The sequence below is a fragment of the Streptomyces lacrimifluminis genome, from assembly GCF_014646095.1.
Classification (GTDB): Bacteria; Actinomycetota; Actinomycetes; order Streptomycetales; family Streptomycetaceae; genus Streptomyces; species Streptomyces lacrimifluminis.
In genome coordinates this window covers 1-23579 of record NZ_BMMU01000022.1, presented here as the reverse complement: position 1 = coordinate 23579, position 23579 = coordinate 1, and the positions used below count along the sequence as shown (strand labels likewise).

The following is a 23579-nucleotide window of genomic DNA, read 5'->3' as shown; positions in this document are numbered from 1 at the left end:
TGACAGGAAACCATCCTAGCTTAGATCCAGTCTAAATTTGAGTCGGATCGCGGACAGAGGTTTACCCACGCCTTCTGTGGCTTCGAGTGGCTACGGCTGGCTGTAGCCGTCCAGGAAGGTGCCGATGCGGGTCACCGCGTCGCGCAGGTCGCCGACCGTGGGCAGTGTCACGACGCGGAAGTGATCCTGCTCGGGCCAGTTGAAACCCGTACCGTGCACGACCATGATCTTCTCGCGGCGTAGCAGGTCCAGAACCATCCGCCGGTCGTCCTTGATCCTGAAGACGTTCGGGTCGAGGCGCGGGAACAGATAGAGCGCGCCCTTCGGCTTCACACAGCTGACGCCCGGGATCTGGGTGAGCAGCTCGTACGCGACGTCCATCTGCTCCTTCAGTCGCCCGCCCGGCAGCACCAGGTCGTTGATGGTCTGCCGTCCGCTGAGCGCGGCCACGACACCGTGCTGCCCCGGCATGTTCGCGCACAGGCGCATGTTCGCCAGGATCGTCAGACCCTCGATGTACGAGTCGGCGTGCGCGCGGGGCCCGGAGATCGCCATCCAGCCGACCCGGTACCCGGCGACCCGGTACGCCTTCGACATGCCGTTGAAGGTGAGCGTGAGGAGATCGGGGGCGATCTTCGCGGTCGAGGTGTGCGTGGTGCCGTCGTACAGGATCTTGTCGTAGATCTCGTCCGAGCAGACGAGGAGGTTGTGGCGGCGGGCGATGTCCGTCAGCCCCCGGAGCATGGCGTCGTCGTACACCGCGCCCGTCGGGTTGTTCGGGTTGATGATGACGATCGCCTTGGTGCGGTCGGTGACCTTGCGTTCGATGTCGGCGAGATCCGGCATCCAGTCGGCCTGCTCGTCGCAGCGGTAGTGGACCGCCGTACCGCCGGAGAGGGAGACCGCCGCCGTCCACAGGGGGTAGTCGGGGGCGGGGACGAGCACCTCGTCGCCGTCGTCGAGCAGGGCCTGCATCGCCATCACGATCAGCTCGGAGACGCCGTTGCCGACGAACACGTGCTCGACGTCCGTCTCGATGCCGAGGGTCTGGTTGTGCATGACGACCGCCCGGCGCGCCGCCAGCAGCCCCTTCGCGTCGCCGTACCCGTGGGCCGACGACACGTTGCGGAGGATGTCCTCCAGGATCTCGGGCGGGCACTCGAAGCCGAAGGCCGCCGGGTTGCCGGTGTTCAGCTTGAGAATCCGGTGCCCTGCCGCCTCAAGCCGCATCGCCTCCTCGAGAACCGGGCCCCGGATCTCGTAACAGACGTTGGCGAGCTTGGTCGACTGGATCAGCTGCATGTCCGTGAGCTTACGGCCGGGTAACGCCTCCCGCGTCGTGTTTTCCACCACTTGAGACGGGGAAAAACAGGACACCGGTCATGAACAACCATCGGGTGTTGTGGCCGTCGGGGGCGGGGATGGAGCAGCTCAGGGCATTGCGTCCGGATCGGATCGGAAGAGCCTTCCATTCGACCGAACCTGTCGATTTCCGCTGGGCGATGCGCCTGCTGCGCAGAGTGCCGCAGCCGCGCCGGAACGCGGCTCGCCGGCTGGTCCGCCTGATGTACCGGCCGCTGACGGCCGGGACCAAGATCCGACTGCTCGGCCTGGCAGGCGCCGTCGCGCTGCTGGCGCTGGCCGGAGTCGGCGGAGTGCTCGGGGCACCGGCCGACACGGACAGACGGTGGGCCCTGGACTACCTGTTCGCCGACAACGCCGAACTGGGCGGCTTGAGCCCGAGCGGCGTGAGCCTGTCCCTGCTCCAGGACCCGGCCGGCCTCATCGTGCTGGCGGTCGTCTTCGTCACGCCCGTCTTCTGCTGTCAGCAGGTGCTGGCCATCGGCGAGTTCGTGCAGATGAGCGTGCGCAACGGAGGAGCGGAAAGGCTGTCCGAAGGACAGGTCCGCCAGCTCGGCCTGCTGGCCAGGCGGACCAACCAGTGGCTGGCCGCGCTCGGCCGCCGGGACGTCTCGGCGGCCATCGTGGTGGCCATGGCGACAGCCACGTACTTCCTGTACGACTTCGTCAACACCCATGGCCTCCTGCAGACGTGGAACCCGACCGGGCTTCCCGACTCGGTCTGGCGCTCCGCGGTCTACGACGGCTGGTGGGCCAACCGGCACACCCACCCCGAGATGGCGGTCGCCCTGTGTGTGGCGGGCACGTACGCCTTCTACTTCCTGGCCAAGCAACTGGTCATGGGCGTCGTCTTCACCGTCTACCTGTACCGCTCCGCGGCGATCGGCTTCGGCGTGACCCCGAACATGAGGTTCGACAGCGACGGCTTCCAGGGGCTGCGTCCCCTGCGCCAGTTCATGCTGTGGACCTACGGCTCGGCCCTGGCCCACCTGATCGGCCTGCTGGTCCTCTTCACCGTCTGGCTGCCGGCGGCGTCATGGATGGTGTTCGTCGTGCTGGTGGTGATGGTGGTGGACATGCTCGTGATCGTCTACCCCTCCTCGATCGGCTACCACTCCGCGCTGGTCGCCAAGCAGAAGCACGTCAACTGGCTGTACGAGAATCTTCCCGAGGGTGAACGGGCCCCGGCGATAGCCCAGGTCTGGGCCGTCCCGGTACTTCCGGTCACCACCCGCAGAGCCACGACCGGGATCACCCTCTATCTGCTGGCCCCCGCGGTACCCGCCCTGATCCCCATACTGTTCCAGCGGCTCTGAGAGGGCGGACACGATCGCCGGAACCCGAGGTGGCGGGGGCACGGGCAAGGTTCCGCCAAGGGGGCCCAAGTGGCCCCGGACCTGGGTATGTTGCTCTCGCCGATCTTGTCGAGGGGGGTGCGGCGGATGAAGTTCTCGCTGCTGTACGACGAGCCCGTGACCGGGCCGGAGGGCGATTCACTCGCCACCGGGCGGGCCGCGCGGGAACCGGCCGGGCTGCCGCACGGCTCCCGGGCCTCGACCCCGTTCACGCTCGCCGTCGACGCCGGGTGGACCGCCGAGCGGATTCTCGGCACCCGCCCTGTCGATCCGCTGATCTCCGACATGGCGCGCGGCACGGACCGGGAAGCCGGGTTCACGGACCTCGCGAGCCGGCGTGCGCTGGCTCTTCGACGGGCCCGCGGTGTTCTTCTCCGGGCGGGTCACGCCCGCCCGCGAACGGAGGTCCCGTGAACTCGGGGCGCGCATCGCGGACGGCGGCAACACGCTCTTCGAGTACATCGACGACGCCTGTACGGAAATCCGCCAACGCCCGTCCTGAAACAACTCCTTGCCCAACAGCCCCTCTGTGCTCACAATGCACATGACAAGACGGGAAGTGGCCGGAAGACCTCCGGCCGCCGCCGTCTCAGAGTCTCAGAGGGGACCCCCACATGAACAAGCCTCTCCTTGCCGCGCTCGCAGCCCTGGTGATCACCGGGGCGGGATCGGCACCCGCGGTGGCCGCGCAGGCCGACACGGCCGCGCCCGCCGGGAAGAGCGTCGCGGTCAAGGCCTCGGCCGGAGCGGCCGCCGCACCGGCCGTCCAGGCCGTCAACTTCGCCGGCACCGTCTCGCTCTCCAACTGTTCCGGCTCGCTCGTCCGCTTCCCGAACTCCGAGGCCGACGACCCGGCGCTGGTCATGTCCAACGGGCACTGCCTGGAGACGGGCTTCCCGGCCGCCGGCAAGGTCATCGTCGACCAGGCGTCCACCCGTACCTTCGGGCTGCTCAACGCCTCGGCCACCCGCGTCGCCACCCTGCGCGCCAACAAGATCGCGTACGCGACGATGACCGACACGGACGTGGCGATCTACCAGCTCACGACCACCTACGCGGCGATCAGGAGCTCGTACAACATCAGCCCGCTCACGCTCAACGACACCCACCCGGTCGTCGGCACCGCGATCACCGTCGTCTCCGGCTACTGGAAGCGGACGTACGCCTGCAACGTCGACGGCTTCGCCTACCGCCTCAAGGAAGGCCAGTGGACCTGGAAGGACTCGGTCCGCTACACCTCCGCCTGCCAGACCATCGGCGGTACCTCGGGCTCGCCGGTCGTCGACAACGCCACCGGCAACGTCGTCGCGGTCAACAACACCGGCAACGAGGACGGCGGGCGCTGCACCGACAACAACCCCTGCGAGGTCGACGCCAACGGCACGGTGACCGTGCGCGAGGGCATCAACTACGCCCAGGAGACCTACCAGATCCCCGCCTGCTTCGGCCTCGACAACAAGCTGGACCTCAGTCGCAGCGGCTGCACCCTGCCCAAGCCGTAAGCGGTAGCAGGCAGTACGTGGCTCAGGCGGGCGGTCGGATGCCGGTACGGCGGACCGCCCGCCCCGCCAGTACGTCCGTCCTGCGGCCGTCCTCCATCACGAACCGGCCGTCGATCAGCACGTACGGGATGCCGGTCGGGAGCGTGCGCGGCGCCTCGAAGGTGGAGCCCGCTGCCACCGTCGCCGCGTCGAAGAGGACCAGGTCGGCGCGGTAGCCCTCGCGGACCAGCCCCCGGTCCGGCAGTCGCAGCCGCGCCGCCGGGCGCGAGGTCAGGTGGGCCACGCACTCCTCCAGGGAGAGGACCCCCAACTCCCTTACGTACCGCCCGAGATACCGCGGGAACGTGCCGTACGCGCGAGGGTGCGGTTTCCCGCCCTGGAGGATGCCGTCCGAGCCACCCGTGTGGATGGCGTGGCGCATGATCGCCCGGACGTTCTCCTCGTGGCCCACGTGCTGAAGGATCGTCGTACCCAGGCGGTCGGTCAGCAGCAGGTGGCGGGCTGTGGTCCAGGGGGTCTCGCCGCGCGCGGTCGCAGCCTCCCGGACCGTACGGCCCACGAACGCGTTCAGCGCCGGGTCCGTCACCCCCGAGATCTCGATGGCGGCCCAGTCGATCGGCACACCGTGGCAGCCGTCCGCGCCGACGACCTCCAGGTGGTGCCGGACGCGTTCGGCGGTGCCGGCGTCCGCCAGGCGCCTGAAAATCTCCTCCGGGCCGCCCTCGCTCGCCCAACTCGGCAGCAACGCCACGAGCGTTGTGGAGCCGGGGGTGTACGGATACGTGTCCAGGGTGAGGTCCGCTCCCGCCGCCAGCGCCTCGTCGAGCAGCGACAGCAGCTCCGGGGCCCGGCCCTCGTTCACACCGAAGTTCATGGTGGCGTGGGCGAGATGGAGCGGACAGCCCGCCTCACGGGCCAGCTCCACCATCTCCGCGTACGCCTCAAGCGCCCCCGCGCCGTACGAGCGGTGATGGGGGCAGTAGTAGCCGCCGTATGACGCCACCACCCGGCACAGCTCGGTCAGTTCGGCATCCTTGGCGTACATCCCGGGCGTGTAGGTGAGCCCCGACGACATGCCCACCGCGCCCTGCTCCATCCCCTCCGCGACCAACTGCCGCATCCGGCCCAGCTCCTGGGGTGTCGCGTCCCGGTCGTCCCAGCCGACGGCGAGCATCCGTACCGTGCCCTGCGGGATCAGGTAGGCCGCGTTGACGGCGATGCCCTCGCCGTCGAAGCCGCGGTCCAGGCGGTCCAGATACTCGCCCACGGAACGCCAGTCGAAGTCGAGGTCGTCGCCGTGGCCGTTCCAGCCGGTGATCGCGCGGCGGACCTCGGCGAGGGTGCGGTCGTCGACCGGGGCGTACGACAGCCCGTCCTGGCCCAGGACTTCGAGGGTCACCCCCTGCGCGGCCTTCGCACTGTGGTCGGGGTCGCGGAGCAGGGCCAGGTCGCTGTGGGCGTGCATGTCGATGAAGCCGGGGGAAAGGGTCAGGCCCTCCGCGTCCAACTCCCTTCGTGCCTTGGGGCGTTGGCAGCCCGCTGCCGCCGCCTCCTGGACGATCGACACGATCCGGCCGCCGTCGATCACCACATCCGCCCGGTACGACTGGCCGCCGGAGCCGTCCACGACGTCCGCGTCCCGCATCACGAGCTCGTCCACGTCCGGCCTCCTGGGCAGTCGGAGATCTAGAAGAACGTACGGATGTAGTCGACGACCGTGCCGTCCGCCTCGGTCACCGGGATCAGCTGCCACTTGTCGAACGACGTGCACGGGTGGGACAGGCCGAGCCCCAGCCAGTCGCCGACCTCCAGATCCGCTTCCGGGGTCGTACGCAGCCAGGCGTGCTGGTCGGAGAGGCCGGTGACCGAGATGCCGGTGGCGGACCGCTCCGGAGCCCCTTCCCTGCGGACCACCTGGGGCAACGGCAGGTCGAGGTCGTACGCGGCGTCCCGCTTGCCCGCGTTCACGAAGGCCTGCTCGGGGGAGGGGCGGGAGACGACCTGCGTCCACAGCCGGAAGGCGGGCTCCAGGGCGCCCTCCTCGGGGACCCGGTTGAACGGGGTGACCTCGCGATAGCGGCCGTCGTCGTGCGAGACGTACGCCCCCGAGCGCAGCAACCTCAGTACCGGGAGCGACAGTTCGGGGATCTCCGCGAAGACGTCGGCGACCGCGTCGAACCAGGCGCTGCCGCCCGCGCTCACCACGATCTCCTCGATGGACGCGTCGGCGAACCGTCCCGCCTTGTCGAAGTCCGTCGCCAGTGCCACCAGCCGCCGCAGCCACGCCCGCACCCGCTCCGGGTCGGCCTGCGGCACCTCGCCCTCGTACCCCGCGACACCGACCAGCCGCAGAGACGGTACGGCGGCCACGGCGTCCGCGACCGCCGCGCACTCCGCCTCCGTGCGCACACCGGTCCGGGCGCCCTCGCCGGCGCCGAGTTCGACGACCACGTCCAGCGGGCGGGCACCCGCCCCCGCCCCTGTGAGAGCCGCGTCCATCAGTGCCACCCCGCGCACGGAGTCGACGTAACAGACGAAGCGGAAGCCCGGGTCGGCGGCCAGCTCGGCGGCGATCCAGCGCAGGGCGGCCGGGTCCACCAACTCGTTGGCCAGGAAGACCCGTTGGATGCCGAAGGCGCGGGCGACGCGTACCTGGTGCGGGACCGCGAGGGTGATGCCCCAGGCACCGTGCTCGATCTGGCGCTGGAAGAGCTGAGGGGCCATGGAGGTCTTGCCGTGCGGGGCGAAGGAGAGGCCGTGGCGGGCCGCGTACGTCTCCATCAGCTCCAGGTTGTGCGTGAGTCGCTCGGCGGAGAGGGCCAGTACGGGGGTGGTGAAACCGCCGGTGAAGAGGTTGCGGCGCTGGGCGGCCAGCTCGCCCACGGTCAGGCCGTCGGCGTCCGGCGGGAGGCCCTTGAAGCGGGCGTCGACGCGTTCTTCGGCTAGGTGGGACAGGTAGTCGGCTTTGCCGGTGCTCATGGGGCCTCCCAAGTGGGACGTTGCGTATTATGCAGTATTTGCTGCGGACTACGCAGCACCCGTCTAGTATCTCCTTGAGTGGCAAGGAGGTACGCACCCCGTCACTCGTTCCCCGGCCTTGCGGCCGGGGCGGATCGCTGTCGCGGTCAGCGCGTGAGTGACCAGCCCGAGTCATCACGATCCGAGAGGGTCAGAAGGAGGTGCATTCTCGATGACTACGTTGCCCGTGGGCGAGCAGACCCACCCTGACGTGCTTCCTCAGCGTCAGGCTCTGGAATCCGTGGGAGCGGACAATCCCGGGAACAGGAACGAAACGGCTCACGGACTCCCGGCTGTACGACGGCCGGGCACCGGCGGGGGACATGGGCGAGGGGAGACCCGGTCCGGCGGCACCCGCCGAGCCGGGCGTCACGTCCGAACCGTGACTGCGGTTGCGGGGAGGGCAGCGACCGGGAGCGGTAACGCTCCCTCAGCAGGAGAGGACGATGATCGTTCCCGCCGGGCGGACGGCAGCTCTTGTCGCAGCCGTGGTGGTGATCCACGCGTCTTCGTCCTCGACAGACGGGGCAAACCGTTGATGCCGTGCCATCCGGCCCGCGCCCGGGAGTTGCTCGCGAAGAAGCGAGCCGTGGTGGTGCGGCGCGTTCCGTTCGTCATTCGCCTGAAGGACCGAGCCCGTGAGGACTCAACAGTCCAGGGAGTGCAGATACGTATCGATCCCGGGAGCCGCAGTACCGGCATCGCGGTGACGGACGGGAAACAGGAAGCCGATCATGACGAGGCCGTCGTTACCGTGCGTCGGGGGCTGGTGGCACTGGAGGTGCGGCACCGGGGCCGTCGAATCCGAGACGCGCTTCAACGGCGCTCCGAATACCGTAGCCGCCGACGCGGCGCACGACTGCGCTATCGGGCTCCTCGGTTCGACAACCGGACCCGCCCCGACCGTTGTGGGTTTCCACGTCTGCGTCTGACGCGCACAACAGTCCACTACGGCTTCCAGACCGGTGACCTGGTACGTGCCACGGTCCCACGCGGCCGACGAGCCGGCACGTACACCGGTCGAGTCGCCGTTCGTGCCAGCGGTGGTTTCAACATCACCACTGCCGCCGGTACTGTCCAGGGCATTCACCACAGCCATGTCCGCCTCCTCCAGCGCGCGGACGGCTGCGCCTACACCACGCAGAAGGAGGCGGGTGCTCTCCGCTCCGAGCCGAAGGCCGGGGCGCGCGCCGCAGATCGCCGATGAGCCAGAGTGTCGACCGGGCGTTGTCCATCCTGCCGCTGCTCGCGCAGGGCCCCGCGGGTCTCGGAGAGGTCGCCGATCACCTCGGGGTCCACAAGACCACGGCAATGCGCCTCCTGCGCGCACTGCACGAACACAGCATGGTCTACCGCCAGCCAGACCAGCGCTACCGCCTCGGTGCCCGGTTCTTCTCGCTGGCCTGGAGCGCTGCCGAGAGCCTCGACGTGCGTGAGATCGCGCGTCCTCATCTCGTCGGGCTGAACGAGGAGTGCGGGCACACGGTTCACCTCGCCGTCCGGGAGAGAAGCGAGGTGCTCTACATCGACAAGATCGAGAGCCGCGATCCGGTGCGTATGTACTCGCGCATCGGTCTACCGGTGGCCATCACGGTCGCAGCCATCGCGAAGGTGCTGCTTGCAGACCTCTCCGAGACCGGGCGCAGGGAACTCGCGCACAAGCTCGACTATCCGAAGTACACGGCTCGTTCGACCCCGGACGCGGCCACGTTCCTGGCAGAGCTGGAAACCGTGCGCGAACAGGGCTGGGCCGCTGACTTCGGCGGTCACCAGGAGGTCGTCAACTGTGTCGCGGCTCCGATCCGTGGTGTGGATGGCCAGGTGGTCGCGGCGGTGTCCGTGTCCGCACCGAACATCGTCGTGACAGAAGGGCAGCTTCTCGCGCTGTTGCCGCTCGTACTCCGCACAGCGGAGGCCATCAGCCGTGACTACTGCGGTGACGCGTCCGTGAATGAATCTGAGGAGAAGGACTCGGAATGACCGCCAAGATCGCCCTCGAACCGCCCACGCACACCACCCCGCCCGCCAGGTTCTCCCACGGCGTGCGGAAGGGGAACATCCTCCAGGTCGCCGGACAGGTCGGCTTCCTGCCCGCCGTCGAGGGGCAGCCCCCCACGCCCGCCGGGCCGACCCTGGCCGAGCAGACCCTCCAGACACTCGCCAACGTCAAGGCCGTTCTGGAGGAGGGTGGCGCGAGCTGGGACGACGTGATGATGATCCGCGTCTATCTGACGGACGTGGACCACTTCGCCGAGATGAACGGCATCTACGACACGTACTTCGACGAGCAGGGCCTCACCGCGCCCCCGGCCGCCCGGACCACGGTGTACGTGGGCCTCCCGGCGGGCCTGCTGATCGAGATCGACGCGCTGGCGGTCCTGGACCACTGAGTCCCATGAGTCCCATGACCCCGCGCCCCTTGAGAGCACGGGGTCGTGTTCGATCCGCGGCTCCGCCGTGCGGGCGTGAGCAGCCAGCAGCCACGGAGAACCAGCCCCCGGCAGGCGGCGACGTCCTGCTCGTGGTCGGCGCCGGCGGGATCCTCGGCGCGGTCCTCAAGGCCGGCGGGGGCGCGCGGGCAGTCTCCGGCACCTACGGCGACGTCGGCGCGTACGGCGACATCGGCACCAGCGACGACGTCGGCGCGCCGGTGCTCGTCCTCGCCCATCCGGTCCCCGGGGTGCTGCGCGTCACCCAGGGCTCGGCGGCGGTCGCCCTCGTGACGAGGGCGGGCATCGTGGCGCCGCTGCTCAGCGCGGGCGACCACGCTCAGGCGTTCACCGCCCTCGGCACAGTGATTTCTCAGCTCTCTCCGGCCCCTGCTGTCCCATGACACAGCAATGTCCGCCATACTTCCGCCTGTGGAGCAGCGCATAGGTTCGAGCAGCCAGCCCCTGGAAACCGCCGCGGTCGACCCTGCGGCCATCCCCGGGCTCACTTCACCCGTGCCGGCCGTGCCGGAGGACGGGGTTCCGGACCCGGTGGAGGATGCCGCGCCGGAGGAGGTCGCTCCGGAGGAGGCCAAGGTCACCCCGGTGGTGGAAGCGTCGGAAGCGGATGAAGACGCTGACGCGGAAGCCCCGGAGGGTCCCGTCTTCGAGGCGTCCGACCGCCGGGCGAAGATCATCGCCGACTACAGAGGAGTACGGCTCTACCTGGACGACCAGGAGTGCGAGTTCCGCTGGGACGAGATCGGTGCCGTGGAGACGGAGACGTCGCGCTTCGGCAAGCGGTTCACGGTGACGGTCCACACCCCGGACCGGCGCTGGTACCCGGTCGAGATCGAGGCGAAGGCGAAGTCCCAGCACCAGGAGTGGGAAACGGAGCTGGACGCGGTCCTGGACTCCTACTTCGAGGACGCGGACGAATCCGAGGCCGAGGCCGGGGTGAGCGCCCCGTAGGGGGCTCGGGACCGGGTCCTCGCGCGACTCCGCCGCGGTGGGCGCGCCCGGCAACGGACGGCCCGCGGTCTCCCGCGAGCCGTCCGCCGACGCCGGCCGTCAACCGCAGTACTGCGCCTGCTTCCCGATGGACCGGTACATACAGTCCGAGTTCTCCAGCAGCTGCAACACCGCGTCCCGGTTACGGGCCGTCTCCCGGTCGATCACCTCGTCGGGCGGATAGAAGCCGCCACCCGAGCTGGACCCCGGGTACATCTCGAAGGTGTAGCCGAAGATCTTCTGACTGCCCCAGAGGTAGTCGTCGATCGAACCGTCCGTGATGTACAGGTCGCTGGACTGCTCCGGCGTGTAGCCGTTGCTCGCGGCCATCTTCCCGCCGACCGTGGCGAAGGCGTCCCGGTCGTCCTGGGTCATGCCCGTCGTGGTGTTGGCGGTCGTGTACCCGAAGGGCCACAGGACGAGTTCGCTGTACGTGTGGAAGTCGATGCCCGTCTTGATCTGCTGGACGCCGCCGACGACCCGGCTCCGGACGAAGTTGGCGACCACCTTGACCTCGGGCGCGGACTCGGCGGACGTACCGCGGTACGTCTCGGACGAGGTCGAGCCGGAGGAGCCGCCGCAGCAGCCCCAGCGGTAGTTCCAGTTGCGGTTCATGTCCGTGCCGACGCTCGACGAACCGCTGTTGGGCTGGCGGTTCTTGCGCCACGAACGGTACGAACCGCTCGCGATGTCGTACTCGCCGCCGTCCGGGTTGAGGTCCGGGACGATCCAGATCTCGCGGGAGTCGAGCATCGCCTTGACCCGGGAGTCGGTGGCGTAGGTGGACGTCAGATTGCGCAGCAGGTAGAGCGCCATCTCGACGGTGAGGTGCTCACGGGCGTGCTGGTGGTGGGTGAACAGCACCTCGGGCTCGGCCTCGTCGGTGCCGACGTTGTCGCTGAGCTTGATGGCGACGATGTTCCGGCCCGAGTACGAGGTACCGATGACCCGCTGGCTGGCGATGGAGGGGTTGGCCGAGACGAGGGAGTTGATCTCCGCCGTCATCTCCGTGTAGTTGTGATAGCGGGAGTCGGCCGTGGGGAAGTCGAACAGCCGTATGTCGTCGGCGCTGCTGGAGCGGTCGGGTACCTGGCCCAGCGGTGTGATGTCGTAGCCGAGCGCGCGCAGCTTCTTGATCTGGTCCGCGCGGCCGGACACCGTGACGCCGTGGCCGTCGGCGTCGTCCACGGACACGCCCGCCTGCTGGAGCGCGGTGCGCTCCTCGACGGTCGAGTGCATATGGATCTCGTACTGGCGGATGTCGTCCGCCGAGGCCGCCGGGCGCTTGGCGCTGGTCGCGGTGGCGTCGGGCGTGGTGGAGGTGACACCGACGGCGAGGGCGAGGGACAGCAGGCCGACGACAGCGGCGGACCGTCTGCCGCTGCGGGCGCCTGAGCCTCGTATGCGAAGTCGCATGAAGTCTCCTGATTTCTCCGGGAGTTCCGGGGTCTCCGGAAGGTGGGGAGTGGAGCGGGGGGTGGTTCTTCGGTGCGACGGACTGATGCGGGTGTGGCGCCATCGTGCGGCTATGACATGGGCAGGTCAAGAGTGCCTGGAGGGTGATGGCACGAACCGGCTGGCCGTACGGGCCGGAAAGGGCTGTACGGAAGTCACTCCGAGGCCACCCAGAAGAGAGCCCGAAGAGAGCCCGATAAAGGCCCCACGGTGGCCGGAAGCGACCAGGAGTCGCCCCGGAAGCGGCGAGGAGGATACGCGTGCCCGCGCCGCCCGTCGCGGCTCTTCGGGAAGTGCACCCGCGCGTGTGACCTGCGTGTACGTGCCCAGGGGAAACCGGCGGAAGGTGAAGGCAGGGATTCGCGCGAGAAGGCTGCGAGAAGGCAGGGATTCGTGCAAGTAGGAGCAAGGAGCAGGGGGCCGTATCGTGCCGGTCGAGACCACCAGCTTCGTCGACCGCCGGGCCGAACAGGCCCAAGTCCGCGCGCTGTTGGCAAAGGCGCGCCTCGTCACCCTGACCGGGCCGGGCGGCGTCGGCAAGACGCGCCTCGCCGGACGCGTCGCGGCCCGCGTGACCCGTGCCTTCCCGGACGGCGTCCGCTTCGTGCGGCTGGCCGGCCTGGACGATCCTGGCCTCGTACCGCTGGCCGCCGCCGAGGCGCTGGGCCTCCGCGACCACTCCACGCGCGGTCGGCCGGGCACCCCGGACACCCTGGCCGACCAGCTGGGAACGCGCCGGCTCCTCCTGGTCCTCGACAACTGCGAACACCTGCACAGGGCCTGCGCCGAGCTCGCCGCCGCGCTTCTGCACCGCACCACCGGTGTACGGGTCCTCGCCACCAGCCGGCACCGTCTGGGTCTGACCGAGGAACACCTGCTGGACGTACGGCCGTTGCCCGTCCCGGACCCGGACGGCGACCTCTCCGAGGCCCACCGCCACCCGGCCCTCGCCCTCTTCGCCGACCGGGCCGCCGCGGTGGTCCCGGGCTTCACGCTCACCCCCGCCGACCGCCCCGCCGTAGCCCGCCTGTGCCGCCGCCTCGACGGACTCCCCCTGGCGATCGAACTGGCGGCGGCGCGCATGACCGACCCGGGCGACCTGAACACCGACCGCCTGCTCGCCCGCGTCGACGACGACCACCACGGCCACGCCGATCACCATCACCATCACTCTCGCCACCGCAGCCTCAGGGCGGCGATCGACTGGAGCCACCAACTGTGCTCGCCCCAGGAGCGGTTGGTGTGGGCGCAGGTGTCGGTGCTGACCGCTGACTTCGACCTGGAGACGGCTGAGGCCGTGTGCGGGGACGGCACCGACGACGTCCTGGACGCCGTGACCGGGCTGGTCGGCAAGTCCGTACTGAGCCGGGAACCGGGCCCGGACGGCGGCGTACGGTACCGCCTGCTCGGCACCCTCCGCCGGTACGGCCTCGACCGGTTGAGGCGGCGGCCCGGTGCGGAACGGGCCGCCCGGGCCCGGCACCGCGACTGGACGCAGACCCGGGCGTCGGCGTACGAGCGCGCCTGGTTCGGCCCCGGCCAGCCACGCATGGCCGCCCGCCTCCACGCCGACCGGGCCGGCCTGCGCGCCGCGCTCGACTTCAGCCTCGGGTCGAACGGGGACGCGCCGGACGACGCGCTCGCCGGCCTCCGTCTCGCCGGCACCCTCTGGTTCCACTGGTACGCGTGCGGCGCACCCGGCGAAGGCCGCTACTGGCTCGACCGCGCCCTCGAAGCGAACCCCGAGCCCGGCCTGGAGCGGGCCCGGGCCCTGTGGGCCGCCGGACTGCTCGGGCTGTTCACCGGGTCGTCGCAGGACCGCGCCCGTGACCGGCGGCGGGCCGAGGAGGCGCTCTCTCTCGCCGGACGCCTCGGTGACGCCGCCGAGGCCGCGCACGCCGGGTACGTCGTCGGAGTCGGCCTGCTTCTCGGGGGTGAACCCGCCGCCGCTCTGCGGCACTTCGAGGACGCCGTGGCACAGGGACCCGTAACCGGCGGGCATGCGGGCCTCGCCGGGCTCGAACGCGTCCACCTGGCCACCGCACTCGCCTCCTTGGGCGAGGCTGACCGGGCGGTCACCGTCTGCGAGAACGCCCTGCGGGTGTGCGAGGCGTACGACGAGCGGTGGGTACGCTCGGGCGTCCTGCGGGCGCTCGCCCTCGCCCACACCGTCAGCGAGGACTGGCGCCGGGCCGAACCACCCGCCCGCGAGGCCCTGCGCATCGCGCACACCCTGCACGACGTCCTCGGCGTCGCCCCCGCCCTCGATCTGCTCGCCATGGTCGCGACCACCCATCACCCCACCCACGAACGGGCGGCCGTCCTCCTCGGCGGCGCCGACCGCGTCCGGTCCGCCCCGCTCGACTCCGTACGGCGGGAGGGCGAGGCCAGGGCACGCGAGGGACTCGGGCGACGGGCCTACGAACGGGCGTACCGCCGGGGGCAGAGTTTCGATCCTGCCGGGATCGTCACGTACGCGCTGGGGGAAGGGGAGTCCGCCGCACGGCAACCCGAACCACCGTCCGGCACCGGGAGCCTGGGCGGTCGCGGTACGAGTCTCACCCGCCGCGAGAGCGAGGTCGCCGCGCTCGTCGCCGAAGGCCTCGCCAACCAGCAGATCGCCGACCGGCTGGTGATCGCCCGCCGTACCGCCGAGGGCCACGTGGAACACATCCTCGGCAAACTCGGCTTCACCAACCGCACCCAGATCGCCGCCTGGGTGGCAGCGCATCGCTGACAACACGGTGTGCGTACGGAAACAGGTATTTCTCCCCGCGCGCGGGGGCGCCCCCGGAGGTGATCCTGAAGTCATGCTGCAACTCTCCGGGGGCTCCGGGGGACACGGCCCGGATCCCGTCCCTAGGTATGGCTCGTACCTCCAACCCCCGCTGGGGGCAGGCCATCTGAGCGTCGAGTACGACCCGCGCCCCACCGCCGCCCGCGAGGCCCGGGCGGAGATACGCAGGCGGTTGGAGGAATGGGGCCTGGCCGGTCGGGAGGACTCTGCCGACCGGGGCGACAACCTCGTCGACGTGGCGGAACTGCTCGTCAGCGAGCTGGTCACCAACGCGGTGCTGCACGCGGCGAGCCGGTTCCGGCTCACCCTGTCGGCCGCACACGGTGTCCTGCGCTGCGAGGTCACCGACACCGGCCGCAGTACTCCGCGGGTGCGGCGGGCGGGCACCGCGGAGAGCGGCCGGGGGATGTTCCTGGTGGACGCGCTCGCGAGGCGCTGGGGCTGCCACCAGGACGGGCCGGGCAAGACCGTGTGGTTCGAGCTCGGCACCTGCGGGGCCGACGGCTGTGGTCGGCGACAGCCGTAGCGCCGCGCGTTCCGGAAGCCGGATGCCCCGGCTGTCCACCCTCCGGCTCTGGAACGCCCTCTTGTGCGGTCAGCCCCTTTGCGCTTACTTGACGTACATGGCGGACACCACAGGGAACTCCACGGAATCAGGGGCCACGGGCACCCCAGGACCCAACTCGACTCCGCGTAAGTCCAGTTGGAAATACATCGGCCCCGGCATCGTTGTCGCGGCGACCGGCGTCGGCGCCGGCGACCTGGTGGCGACGCTCATCGCCGGCAGCAACTTCGGCTACACCCTCCTGTGGGCTGCCGTACTCGGCTGCCTGGTCAAGATCGCCCTCGCCGAGGCGGCCGGCCGCTGGCACCTCTCCACCGGCCGCACCCTCTTCGACGGCTGGGCGAGCCTCGGCCGCTGGACGACGTACTTCTTCGTCGTGTACGTCGTGATCTGGGGCTTCGTCTACGGTGCGGCGGCGATGTCGTCGAGCGCGCTGCCGCTCCAGGCACTGTTCCCGGACGTCATGGACCTCAAGGCGTGGGCGATCCTGTGCGGGTTGTCCGGCCTGGTCTTCGTCTGGTTCAACAAGTACGCGGTCTTCGAGAAGGTCATGACGGTGCTGGTGGGCGTGATGTTCGTCGTCACGGTCTACCTGGCGATCCGGGTCACCCCGAACCTCGCGGACGCCTTCGCCGGCCTGCTGCCCGTCCTCCCCGACGAGAAGGACTCGATCCTCAACACACTCGGCCTGGTCGGCGGCGTGGGCGGCACCATCACCCTTGCGGCGTACGGCTACTGGGTCAACGCGAAGGGCTGGACCAACACCGGCTGGATGAAGGTGATGCGCCTCGACAACCGCGTCGCGTACGTGACGACGGGCATCTTCGTGGTGTCGATGCTGTTCGTGGGCGCGGAGTTGCTGCATTCGGCCAACGTGTCGATCGCGAGCGGCGACAAGGGCCTGATCCAGTTGAGCGACATCCTGGAGGACAAGTACGGCACGGCGACCGCGAAGTTCTTCCTGATCGGCTTCTTCGCCACGTCCTACACATCGCTGATCGGCGTCTGGCACGGCGTGAGCCTGATGTTCGCGGACTTCGTGGAACGCTTCCGCGGCACCCGGACGACGGGCGAGGAAGTCGCCTCGGGCACGCGCGAACGGTCGTGGCCCTTCCGCGCGTACCTGCTGTGGCTGACCTTCCCGCCCATCGTCCTGCTCTTCCAGGGCCAGCCCTTCCGCCTGATCATCCTGTACGGCGTCCTGGGCGCGGCCTTCCTCCCCTTCCTGGCCGGCACCCTGCTGGTCCTGCTCAACTCCTCCCGCACGCCCGCCGAATGGCGCAACCGGATGCTGAGCAACGCGATGCTGGTGATCGCGGGCCTGCTGTTCCTGGTGCTGTGCGTGAAGCAGATCTGGGACCAGCCGTGGTCGGAGTTCTTCTGAGCCCCTTTTGCCGTACAGTCCTTTGGCGGAGGCTCAGTTGGGGACCGGCTGCAGCCCCTGCCACTTCGAGTCGGTGGCGATGGTCCTGAGCTGGTCGAGGGTCAGGGCGGGATTCTCCCGGGTCGGGCCGGTGATCTGGTCGGCGGAGTTGAAGGCGCTGACGACCACCCGCAGACCGTCGGGCCAGATGGCGTCGGCGGTCCGCATGACGAGCCCCCGGCCCTTGTCGTCGCCCGGCCCCTGACGGACGACGACCTTGACGCCGTCGGGCATGGTCACGGCGCCCGAGCCGGGGCCGAAGAGCTCGTCCTCGACGTCCTGCATGTTGGGCTGCACATTGATCTGGACGAAGCTCTTGCCCTCGCCGTCGTCGACCACGACATAGCCGTACTCGGTGCCGGGTCCGCTCTGCCCGACCACGCCGAGGCCCTTCGGAAGCAGACCGGTGAGTGTCGTCACGATGGCGTCGCTTTCGACCTCCGCGGGCGCGCTGGACGTCGGCGGCGTCTCGACCTCGGTGGCCTCGGGAATAACCCTGACGGCCCCGAGCCACGCCGGATCGGTGACCAGAGCCTTCAACTGGGCGCTGTCCAGCGGGGGTTCGGGGCGACTGATGGGGGCGCCCTTCTCGGCGGCGGCGTTCCACTCCATCACCGCCACATGCTCGCCCTCGGCGGTGACGAGGTCCGCCGTCCACAGTTTCGTGTCGACGCGACGGTCCGGATACTCGTACCCCTTGACGATCCTGAGCAGCGCGCCGCCGGGCAGCGCGGTGGCCACGCAGTCGTCGTACGGGACGAACGCCTGGTCCGGGCACTCGGCGATCTCCCGGGCCTGCTGGCCCCCCGGCTCGACCCGGCCGAGGCTGATGGAGAGAGCCGCGTCGCCCTTTCCGTCGTCGAACACGCCGTACGCGTGCGGACCGAGTTTCGCGTCCGTGCCACGCGCCCGCTCGTCACGGAGCTCACCCTGGGGCAGCAACTCCTTGAGCTTGCTGAGCAGTTGGGCGCCGGTGACGGGGGACGGGGCACCGGTGGCGGTGGGTGTGGGGGCGGAGCCGGCGTCACCGGGTCCGACGGTCGTCCCGCCGGCCCCGACGGCCCGCTGTCCGGTCCCGTCGCCGCCCCAGGGCGCGACCAGCGCGCCGCCCACCCCCACCAGCGCGATCGCGGCGGCGCCGCTCACGATAGCGGTCCGGCGGCGCATCCGGAGGCGGCGCCCCCGGTTCTCACCGCCCGCTACGAGGGCGGCACGATCGGCGTCGAAGGCATCACCGGCGTTGCGCAGGGCGGCGCCGAGCCGGTTCTCGAACTGGTCGTCACGATGTTCAACGGGCACGGGGAACCACCACTTCTGCTGGGTACGGGAATTGTGGACCGGGAGAGGGGAGAGGGAGCGGGGAGAGGAGGAGGAGAGGAGGAGAGGAGCGGGGAGAAGGCGAGAGGCGGGACAGGGCGAGGCGGGCCTCAACGGACCGCGTACTCGCCGAGTTCCTCGCCGAGGAGGGTGCGCAGCCGGGCGAGTGCGCGGACACAACGCGTTCGTACGGCGGCCGAGCTGACGTTCATCGCACCCGCCGTCTCCTCGATGGAACGGTCCTCCCAGTAGCGCAGGACGACCACCGCCCGGTCCTTGGGCGGGAGTTGGGCAAGCGCCTCGACGAGGGTGAGCCGCATGGTCACGTCGGCTCCGGCGGAGGGTGCGGGAATCTCGGGCAGCACGTCGGTGGCCCGCTCGGTACTGCTGCGGCGCCGCTGATGCGTGAGAAAGGTGCGGGTGAGCACGGTCTGCGCATACCCCGCGGGGTTGCTGGCCCGGGAGACGCGCCCCCAGTTGACGTACAACCGCCCGAGTGTCTCCTGCACCAGGTCCTCGGCGAGGTGTGTGTCCCCGGCGGTGAGCAGACACGCGGAGCGGTAAAGATGCCCCGCACGCGCCACCGCGAACTCCGCGTACTCGTCCGCGCGGACCCTTCTCATACGTTCCCCCTGTTACCTGCGCCGCGCCGGGTCGTGGGCGCGGGGACTGTACTCACCTCATTGACGCGCTGGGCGGGTGGAAATGTTTCATGGGGCTCAGAAGCTCAGAAGCTCAGAGGAGGTGGTCGGCTTTCCCCGCCTTGATGTCGAGGATGAGCGTACGGAGCGCTTCGCGGGTGTCGGTGAGGTAGGTGCCCTCGGCGCCGGCCACGGCTATGTAGGCGTTGCCGGTGGGGTCGGTGCCTAGGCGGAAGCAGCTTGCTCCCTCGCCGCAGAAAGGCTCTTCCCAGGTGATGCCGGCCATCGGGCGTCTCCTCAAAGGCTGTTGGCGATGTCCCGGACGAAGTCGCGGGAGGCGTCCGCCGAGAGGGCGATGCGCTCCAGCCAGTCCAGGTGGGTACGGTACTTGGCCAACTGGGCCTCCTCGCTCAGAAATTCCGGCCCGTGGGTGCTGTCGACCTGTGCGGTGTCGAGCTGCGGAACTGGACCTTCGAGGTAGTTGACGGTCTGCCCGGCGCCGGGGAACGTACCGGCGGTGAACGGAATCACCAACAGCCGTACGGCAGGACGCTCGGACACGGTGAGCAGATGCTCCAGCTGGGCGCGCGCGATTTTTGGCCCGCCGAACTGCATGCGCAGCGCGGCCTCGTGCACGATTCCGACGTACTCGGGCGGATATTCGGCTTCGAGGACCTGCTGCCGCTCCACGCGGTACGCGAGCCGCAGCGCGACCTCGTGCGGAGGCAACGCCGGCAGTACGGCCCTGAAGAGTTCGAGGGCGTGGTCGCTGGTCTGGAGCAGGCCGGGAATGTGGGCGGTACGCATCCGCACCGCGTCGAACTCCAACTCGGCGATGTCGAGCAGCCCTGGGGCGAGCGAGCCCCGGTAACGCTCCCACCAGCCACGCCCGTGGGGCCGGGCCATGCTCACCAGGGCTTCCACGTAAGCCTCGTCCGAGCAGTCGCAGTTGCAGGCGAGGGTGCGCAGCCGGTCCGAACTGATGGTGCGAATACCGGTCTCGATGTTGGAGACCTTCGCCCGGTCGAGGCCGAGCAGCCCGGCAGCCTGATCCGCCGTTATCCCGGCGGCTGTCCGCATCCTGCGCAGCTCGTTGCCCAGACGTTTCTGTGATCGTCTACGACAGTCACCCCCGCCACACCCAACCGAACCTCGCGACAGCGTGCGACACCCGCCGCCGAGCCTCCCTTCGGGTCCTGGCCTGCGTATGCCGGGCCTGCGAGGGAGACTGGGGCTTCGGCGTGTCCCGCGAACCGGGCGGAGGCACGCGGATGTGGGCGACGCTGCCGCGAGAGACGGCGGTGAGGTACGGGTTGGCGGCGAACGGAGAGCCGCCTCAGCGGTTGACGGCCTGAATCTCCTGAACGACGACGGCCTGTTCGGCCCCGAATTCACCGTCGGGCAGGGCCTGCGGGTTGTTGACGCCCGTACCGGTCCAGTGGATCTTCCAGGTGATGGTGGCGCGGAGCGGATAGGTCCCGTCGCCGGACGAGCGCAGGTACTTCACACCGCAGGGCGGGGTCTGGTTCGCTTTCCCGGCGGCGTATGGCTCTCCGATACGCCCATTGACGAACGTACACACACCGGACGCGGGGTAGACCTGCGCGTCGGCGGTACCGGGCTCGATCCGCAGGGAGACGGGTTCGGCGACGGTCGTGGCCTCCATGTTGAGCACTGGTACGGATGCGGTCACGGAGACGGGCTTGAACTGTGCCGCGTCCAGCCAGGCCCAGGTGGGCAGGTTGACCTTGGTGGGGCCGGCGGGGGCGAGGGTGACCTTGGTGGAGGGGACGCGGATCTCGTTGTAGGCGAGTCCGGCGAGGATTTCCGGGGTGATGACGTTGTCGATGCCGGCGGGCGGGGCGTCGCCGGTGTCGACCCAGAAGTAGTCCTCGTCGCAGGCGTCCCAGCCCGGCGGGTAGGACTTGTTGACGTACGAGCCCCACCAGTAGCCCTTGCCGGTCTTGTCCTTGTTGAAGTCCTTCGAGGGGTCGTCCTTGTTGAGGTACTTCTTCCGCTGCTCGGCATCCCACTCGTACCCCGTGGACCCCGCCTCCCAGACCGGCTCCTTGACCTTCTGGAGCTGCTCCGGGGTGTACGTCGGGGCATACCAGCACGCGGGCGGCGTCCAGCCCCTTGCGGCGGCGACGGGACCGGCCGACTGCCCGGACCCGTTCTTGGAACGGTCGTAGACGACGGCTCCGGCGGTTGCGGAGAGGGTGCCGTCACCGGTGGCGTTGCCGTTCGGTCCCGTGGTGCCGGGAGGAGGGCCCGAAGTCCCGCCCCCGATCTCGTTATCGGCGAAAGCGGGGGCACCGCCCAGCAGAACCGAACCGATGGTTATCGACGTGATCAGCGCACGCGATACCGTCCTCAGGGCTGGCACTTGTCGCTCCCCCTTTGCGAATCGATCTTCTCGATGACCCACACGCCCTTGTCGTTCCTGTTGAGCTGGGTGCTGTAGAGGACGTAACTGTTCTTGGTGGCCGGGGTCTTATTGATCTTCTTCGGGCTCAGATACATGTCGTACGCCTTGCTCTGGTCCTCGCAGTACACGAGAGAGGCGCTGTCCTTGCCGCTGACGTTGGCGGTCGCGTCGTAGTAGCGGTAGGCGCCCGTGACCCGGGCCTTGGCGTCGACGTACGCCTTGATGAACGTCTCCGTACCGGCCGCTGCTTCGCCCTCGTAGTAGTAGAGGTAGGCCTCGTCGAGGGCATTCTGATTCACGATCGCGAGGTCCACGGCCTTGATGGACTGCTCGCTGTCGGCCAGGACCGCGTCCTTGTCCTTGTCGCCGGTCTTCGGCCACTCGAAGGTGTACGTCAGGTCGGCCGGCAGCTCGATCTTCGGCCGGTCGGCGGAGGCCGCCGAGGCCGAGTCGGACGCCGTCGGCGATGCAGAGGATTCGCTCCCGGTGTCGGCCCCGGCGATCTTGTCGTTGTCCTTCGAGCCGCCGTCGTCGCCGCCACACGCGGTGAGTAGCAGGGCAGCGGACGCGACGAGCGCGGCAGCAACGGGCAAAGAGCGGCGCTTCACAGTGGACTCCCCGTGAGACAGATGTGCTAGCAAAACCAAGACGCTATCGGTGGGGCCGGTGGTTCCGCCAGGCTACCCAGGTTGCACTGTGGCAACGGCAAAGGACCAGCCGCCGTGCGTGCTGGTGCGACTCACCCGGCTCCGGTGTTCGCTCCCTCAGGGCTGGCACCTGTCGGCTCCACGGATGGACGTGATCTTCACCAGCTCCCAGACACCGGCGTTGTTCTTCCGTACCTGAACGGCGTAGGCCACGTAACTGTCCTTGCTGTCCGGCGTCTTCCTGACCTCGCCGGTCTTGATGACCCTGGCGAAGCCCTTGCCCTCGTCCCCGACGTAACTCAGCGAAGCGCTGGTCGAGTTGCTGACGTTGACCTCGCGGTCGACGTAGTTCACAGAGCCCGTGACCGTCCACCCCGCGTCCGTGAACGCTTTGACCCAGTTCTCGGCAGCCGCTGCTCCTTCGCCTTCGGTGTAGTACTCCAGAGCCGGAAGGCGCGGGTTCTGAGCGACGATGGCCGCGTCGAGTGCACGGATCGTCTCAGCGTTGTCCTTGAGGACGGCGTCCTTGACGGCGTCACCGGTTTTCTCGGGAGTGAACGTGTGTCTGACATCCGACGGCAGATCGATCGTCGGTCGGGCAGCCGAAGTGGTCGAAGCCGTTGCAGAGACCGTCGGCGATGCAGACGGCTTGCTCTTGGCATCGGCCCCGGTGACCTTGTCGTTGTCCGACGATGCCGACTCGCCGTCGCCGCCGCCGCCACACGCGGCCATCAGCAGCATGGCCGTCGCGGCGAGCACGGCGGCAATGGGCGGAGCGTGACGCTTCACATTGGACTCTCCGTGGGACAGATGCGACGGCAAAGCCCATACGGTATCGGGGGTCTCGGGCAGCCATGACTCGACGACCTCCCGGTCGCGCCGAGCCCGGCGGGTACCGGTAGAGGCGTGAGAGCGCAGGAGGTATCGCGGGCATGGAGTACTGGAAGGTGGACTGGCTGCATGATTTCGAGTCCGAGGCGACCAGGATCTACAACGAGATCGGTGACGACGGGTACGAGGTCCGAAAGGTCCACCAGTACCGGGACGGGCGCAAGCTAAAGGCCGACGAACTCCACGAATCCGATGAGATCGGCCTCGGCACGACTCCGGTCGGTCCCATCGAAGACGTGGTTGCCCAGCACGAATTCGAGGCCGTCGTCATCACCCCTCAGGAATTCGAGACGGAGTGGCAAGGCGCGTCCTGGCCGGGCGGGGCACACACGTAGGCACGTCCTGGAACCAGCTCACCGACCCGCACGACCTTCACCTCGAACTCCCGTGTCCAGTAAGTTCGCGTGTGCGTACGGCTGTTGTCGTTGAGGTTCGGGTGACGGGGGTTGCGGGATGGTGGGGTATCGGCCGGCGGATTGGCATGTGCTGGATCTGGACAAGGACCCGACGCCGGGTGATCCGGATCGGGTGCGTCAACTGGCTCGTACGTTGCATGACTTCGCGGATGATGTCGCGGACGCGTTGCGGTTGGTCAAGGGGATGGCGTCGGAGAACGAGGCGCTGGAGTGGGCGGGCAAGACCGCTGAGGTGTTCCAGGACGAGTTCTCGGATGTGCCGAAGAACTTGAAGAAGTTGAAGAAGTCGTACGACCTGTGCGGCGATGCGCTGGTGGGTTAC

23 protein-coding genes and 2 pseudogenes are annotated in these 23579 nt (G+C 69.2%); 14 read left to right on the top strand and 11 right to left on the bottom strand.

Annotation, left to right across the window (positions count from 1 at the left end):
* Positions 1–90: 90 nt before the first annotated feature.
* On the bottom strand, positions 91–1302 hold the full coding sequence (locus tag IEY89_RS27985) for a pyridoxal phosphate-dependent aminotransferase (protein WP_189150287.1): 1212 nt from the start codon (positions 1300–1302) through the stop codon (positions 91–93).
* A gap of 200 nt (positions 1303–1502) precedes the next feature.
* On the opposite strand from IEY89_RS27985, the gene IEY89_RS27980 reads away from it, so the two are divergent.
* From IEY89_RS27980 to IEY89_RS27970, 3 genes are all read left to right on the top strand, one after another.
* A complete protein-coding gene (locus IEY89_RS27980) occupies positions 1503–2678 on the top strand; it encodes a hypothetical protein (RefSeq protein WP_189150286.1) in 1176 nt (391 codons plus the stop codon).
* Between the two features lie 126 nt (positions 2679–2804).
* Complete coding sequence (locus IEY89_RS27975; protein WP_189150285.1) at positions 2805–3131, top strand: hypothetical protein; 327 nt, start codon at positions 2805–2807, stop codon at positions 3129–3131.
* Positions 3132–3331: 200 nt separating this feature from the next.
* Positions 3332–4219: a S1 family peptidase gene (locus IEY89_RS27970; protein ID WP_189150284.1), complete on the top strand. Its 888-nt coding sequence runs from the start codon at positions 3332–3334 to the stop codon at positions 4217–4219.
* Between the two features lie 22 nt (positions 4220–4241).
* Here the strand turns inward: IEY89_RS27970 and IEY89_RS27965 are convergent, their stop codons facing one another.
* Positions 4242–5879, bottom strand: coding sequence for an N-acyl-D-amino-acid deacylase family protein (locus tag IEY89_RS27965; RefSeq protein WP_189150283.1), 1638 nt, complete (start codon positions 5877–5879; stop codon positions 4242–4244).
* Between the two features lie 26 nt (positions 5880–5905).
* Positions 5906–7198: an amino acid deaminase gene (locus tag IEY89_RS27960; RefSeq protein WP_189150282.1), complete on the bottom strand. Its 1293-nt coding sequence runs from the start codon at positions 7196–7198 to the stop codon at positions 5906–5908.
* A 211-nt stretch (positions 7199–7409) separates the two neighbouring features.
* On the opposite strand from IEY89_RS27960, the gene IEY89_RS41715 reads away from it, so the two are divergent.
* From IEY89_RS41715 to IEY89_RS27935, 5 genes and pseudogenes are all read left to right on the top strand, one after another.
* Positions 7410–8444 carry an RRXRR domain-containing protein gene (locus IEY89_RS41715; RefSeq protein ID WP_189150281.1) on the top strand — a complete coding sequence of 345 codons (1035 nt, stop codon included), beginning with the start codon at positions 7410–7412 and terminating at the stop codon, positions 8442–8444.
* Positions 8441–9217, top strand: a complete 777-nt coding sequence (locus IEY89_RS27950) for an IclR family transcriptional regulator (protein ID WP_189150280.1) — start codon at positions 8441–8443, stop codon at positions 9215–9217. The genes IEY89_RS41715 and IEY89_RS27950 overlap by 4 nt, the downstream gene beginning before the upstream one ends.
* Entirely contained in the window at positions 9214–9627 is a 414-nt protein-coding gene (locus IEY89_RS27945; protein WP_189150279.1) for a RidA family protein, read from the top strand. The genes IEY89_RS27950 and IEY89_RS27945 overlap by 4 nt, the downstream gene beginning before the upstream one ends.
* Before the next feature lie 116 nt (positions 9628–9743).
* Positions 9744–10025: pseudogene (locus tag IEY89_RS27940) on the top strand (GntT/GntP/DsdX family permease); the annotation flags it as partial.
* A 73-nt stretch (positions 10026–10098) separates the two neighbouring features.
* Complete coding sequence (locus IEY89_RS27935; protein ID WP_189150277.1) at positions 10099–10638, top strand: hypothetical protein; 540 nt, start codon at positions 10099–10101, stop codon at positions 10636–10638.
* Positions 10639–10737: 99 nt separating this feature from the next.
* Here IEY89_RS27935 and IEY89_RS27930 read toward each other — a convergent pair whose 3' ends face one another.
* Positions 10738–12093: a M14 family metallopeptidase gene (locus tag IEY89_RS27930; RefSeq protein ID WP_189150276.1), complete on the bottom strand. Its 1356-nt coding sequence runs from the start codon at positions 12091–12093 to the stop codon at positions 10738–10740.
* A gap of 466 nt (positions 12094–12559) precedes the next feature.
* On the opposite strand from IEY89_RS27930, the gene IEY89_RS27925 reads away from it, so the two are divergent.
* The 3 genes from IEY89_RS27925 (at position 12560) to IEY89_RS27915 (ending at position 16878) form a co-directional block, all read left to right on the top strand.
* Positions 12560–14869 carry an ATP-binding protein gene (locus IEY89_RS27925; protein WP_229695445.1) on the top strand — a complete coding sequence of 770 codons (2310 nt, stop codon included), beginning with the start codon at positions 12560–12562 and terminating at the stop codon, positions 14867–14869.
* 73 nt (positions 14870–14942) lie between these two features.
* Positions 14943–15455: an ATP-binding protein gene (locus IEY89_RS27920; RefSeq protein ID WP_189150275.1), complete on the top strand. Its 513-nt coding sequence runs from the start codon at positions 14943–14945 to the stop codon at positions 15453–15455.
* A 97-nt stretch (positions 15456–15552) separates the two neighbouring features.
* Positions 15553–16878, top strand: coding sequence for an Nramp family divalent metal transporter (locus IEY89_RS27915; RefSeq protein WP_189150274.1), 1326 nt, complete (start codon positions 15553–15555; stop codon positions 16876–16878).
* Positions 16879–16911: 33 nt separating this feature from the next.
* Here the strand turns inward: IEY89_RS27915 and IEY89_RS27910 are convergent, their stop codons facing one another.
* The 4 genes from IEY89_RS27910 to IEY89_RS27895 all read right to left on the bottom strand — a co-directional run bounded on the left by IEY89_RS27910 (position 16912) and on the right by IEY89_RS27895 (position 19955).
* Positions 16912–18216, bottom strand: a complete 1305-nt coding sequence (locus tag IEY89_RS27910) for a hypothetical protein (RefSeq protein WP_189150273.1) — start codon at positions 18214–18216, stop codon at positions 16912–16914.
* A 128-nt stretch (positions 18217–18344) separates the two neighbouring features.
* Positions 18345–18857: a SigE family RNA polymerase sigma factor gene (locus IEY89_RS27905; protein WP_189150272.1), complete on the bottom strand. Its 513-nt coding sequence runs from the start codon at positions 18855–18857 to the stop codon at positions 18345–18347.
* Between the two features lie 112 nt (positions 18858–18969).
* Complete coding sequence (locus IEY89_RS27900) at positions 18970–19161, bottom strand: hypothetical protein (RefSeq protein WP_189150271.1); 192 nt, start codon at positions 19159–19161, stop codon at positions 18970–18972.
* Positions 19162–19172: 11 nt separating this feature from the next.
* Positions 19173–19955 carry a helix-turn-helix domain-containing protein gene (locus IEY89_RS27895; protein ID WP_229695444.1) on the bottom strand — a complete coding sequence of 261 codons (783 nt, stop codon included), beginning with the start codon at positions 19953–19955 and terminating at the stop codon, positions 19173–19175.
* Between the two features lie 29 nt (positions 19956–19984).
* Between IEY89_RS27895 and IEY89_RS40960 the strand changes: the two are divergent.
* Positions 19985–20230: pseudogene (locus IEY89_RS40960) on the top strand (hypothetical protein); the annotation flags it as partial.
* Here the strand turns inward: IEY89_RS40960 and IEY89_RS27890 are convergent.
* The 3 genes from IEY89_RS27890 to IEY89_RS27880 all read right to left on the bottom strand — a co-directional run bounded on the left by IEY89_RS27890 (position 20212) and on the right by IEY89_RS27880 (position 22709).
* A complete protein-coding gene (locus IEY89_RS27890) occupies positions 20212–21261 on the bottom strand; it encodes a hypothetical protein (protein WP_189150270.1) in 1050 nt (349 codons plus the stop codon). The pseudogene IEY89_RS40960 and the gene IEY89_RS27890 overlap by 19 nt on opposite strands.
* Positions 21249–21911 carry a hypothetical protein gene (locus IEY89_RS27885; RefSeq protein WP_189150269.1) on the bottom strand — a complete coding sequence of 221 codons (663 nt, stop codon included), beginning with the start codon at positions 21909–21911 and terminating at the stop codon, positions 21249–21251. Before IEY89_RS27885 ends, IEY89_RS27890 begins: the two co-directional genes overlap by 13 nt.
* Before the next feature lie 156 nt (positions 21912–22067).
* Positions 22068–22709 carry a hypothetical protein gene (locus IEY89_RS27880; protein ID WP_189150268.1) on the bottom strand — a complete coding sequence of 214 codons (642 nt, stop codon included), beginning with the start codon at positions 22707–22709 and terminating at the stop codon, positions 22068–22070.
* A gap of 173 nt (positions 22710–22882) precedes the next feature.
* Here IEY89_RS27880 and IEY89_RS27875 point away from each other — a divergent pair, with 173 nt between their 5' ends.
* On the top strand, positions 22883–23176 hold the full coding sequence (locus tag IEY89_RS27875; RefSeq protein WP_189150267.1) for a DUF6881 domain-containing protein: 294 nt from the start codon (positions 22883–22885) through the stop codon (positions 23174–23176).
* A gap of 118 nt (positions 23177–23294) precedes the next feature.
* Positions 23295–23579, top strand: a 285-nt coding sequence (locus tag IEY89_RS27870) for a WXG100 family type VII secretion target (RefSeq protein ID WP_189150266.1), incomplete at its 3' end; no start/stop codon positions are given.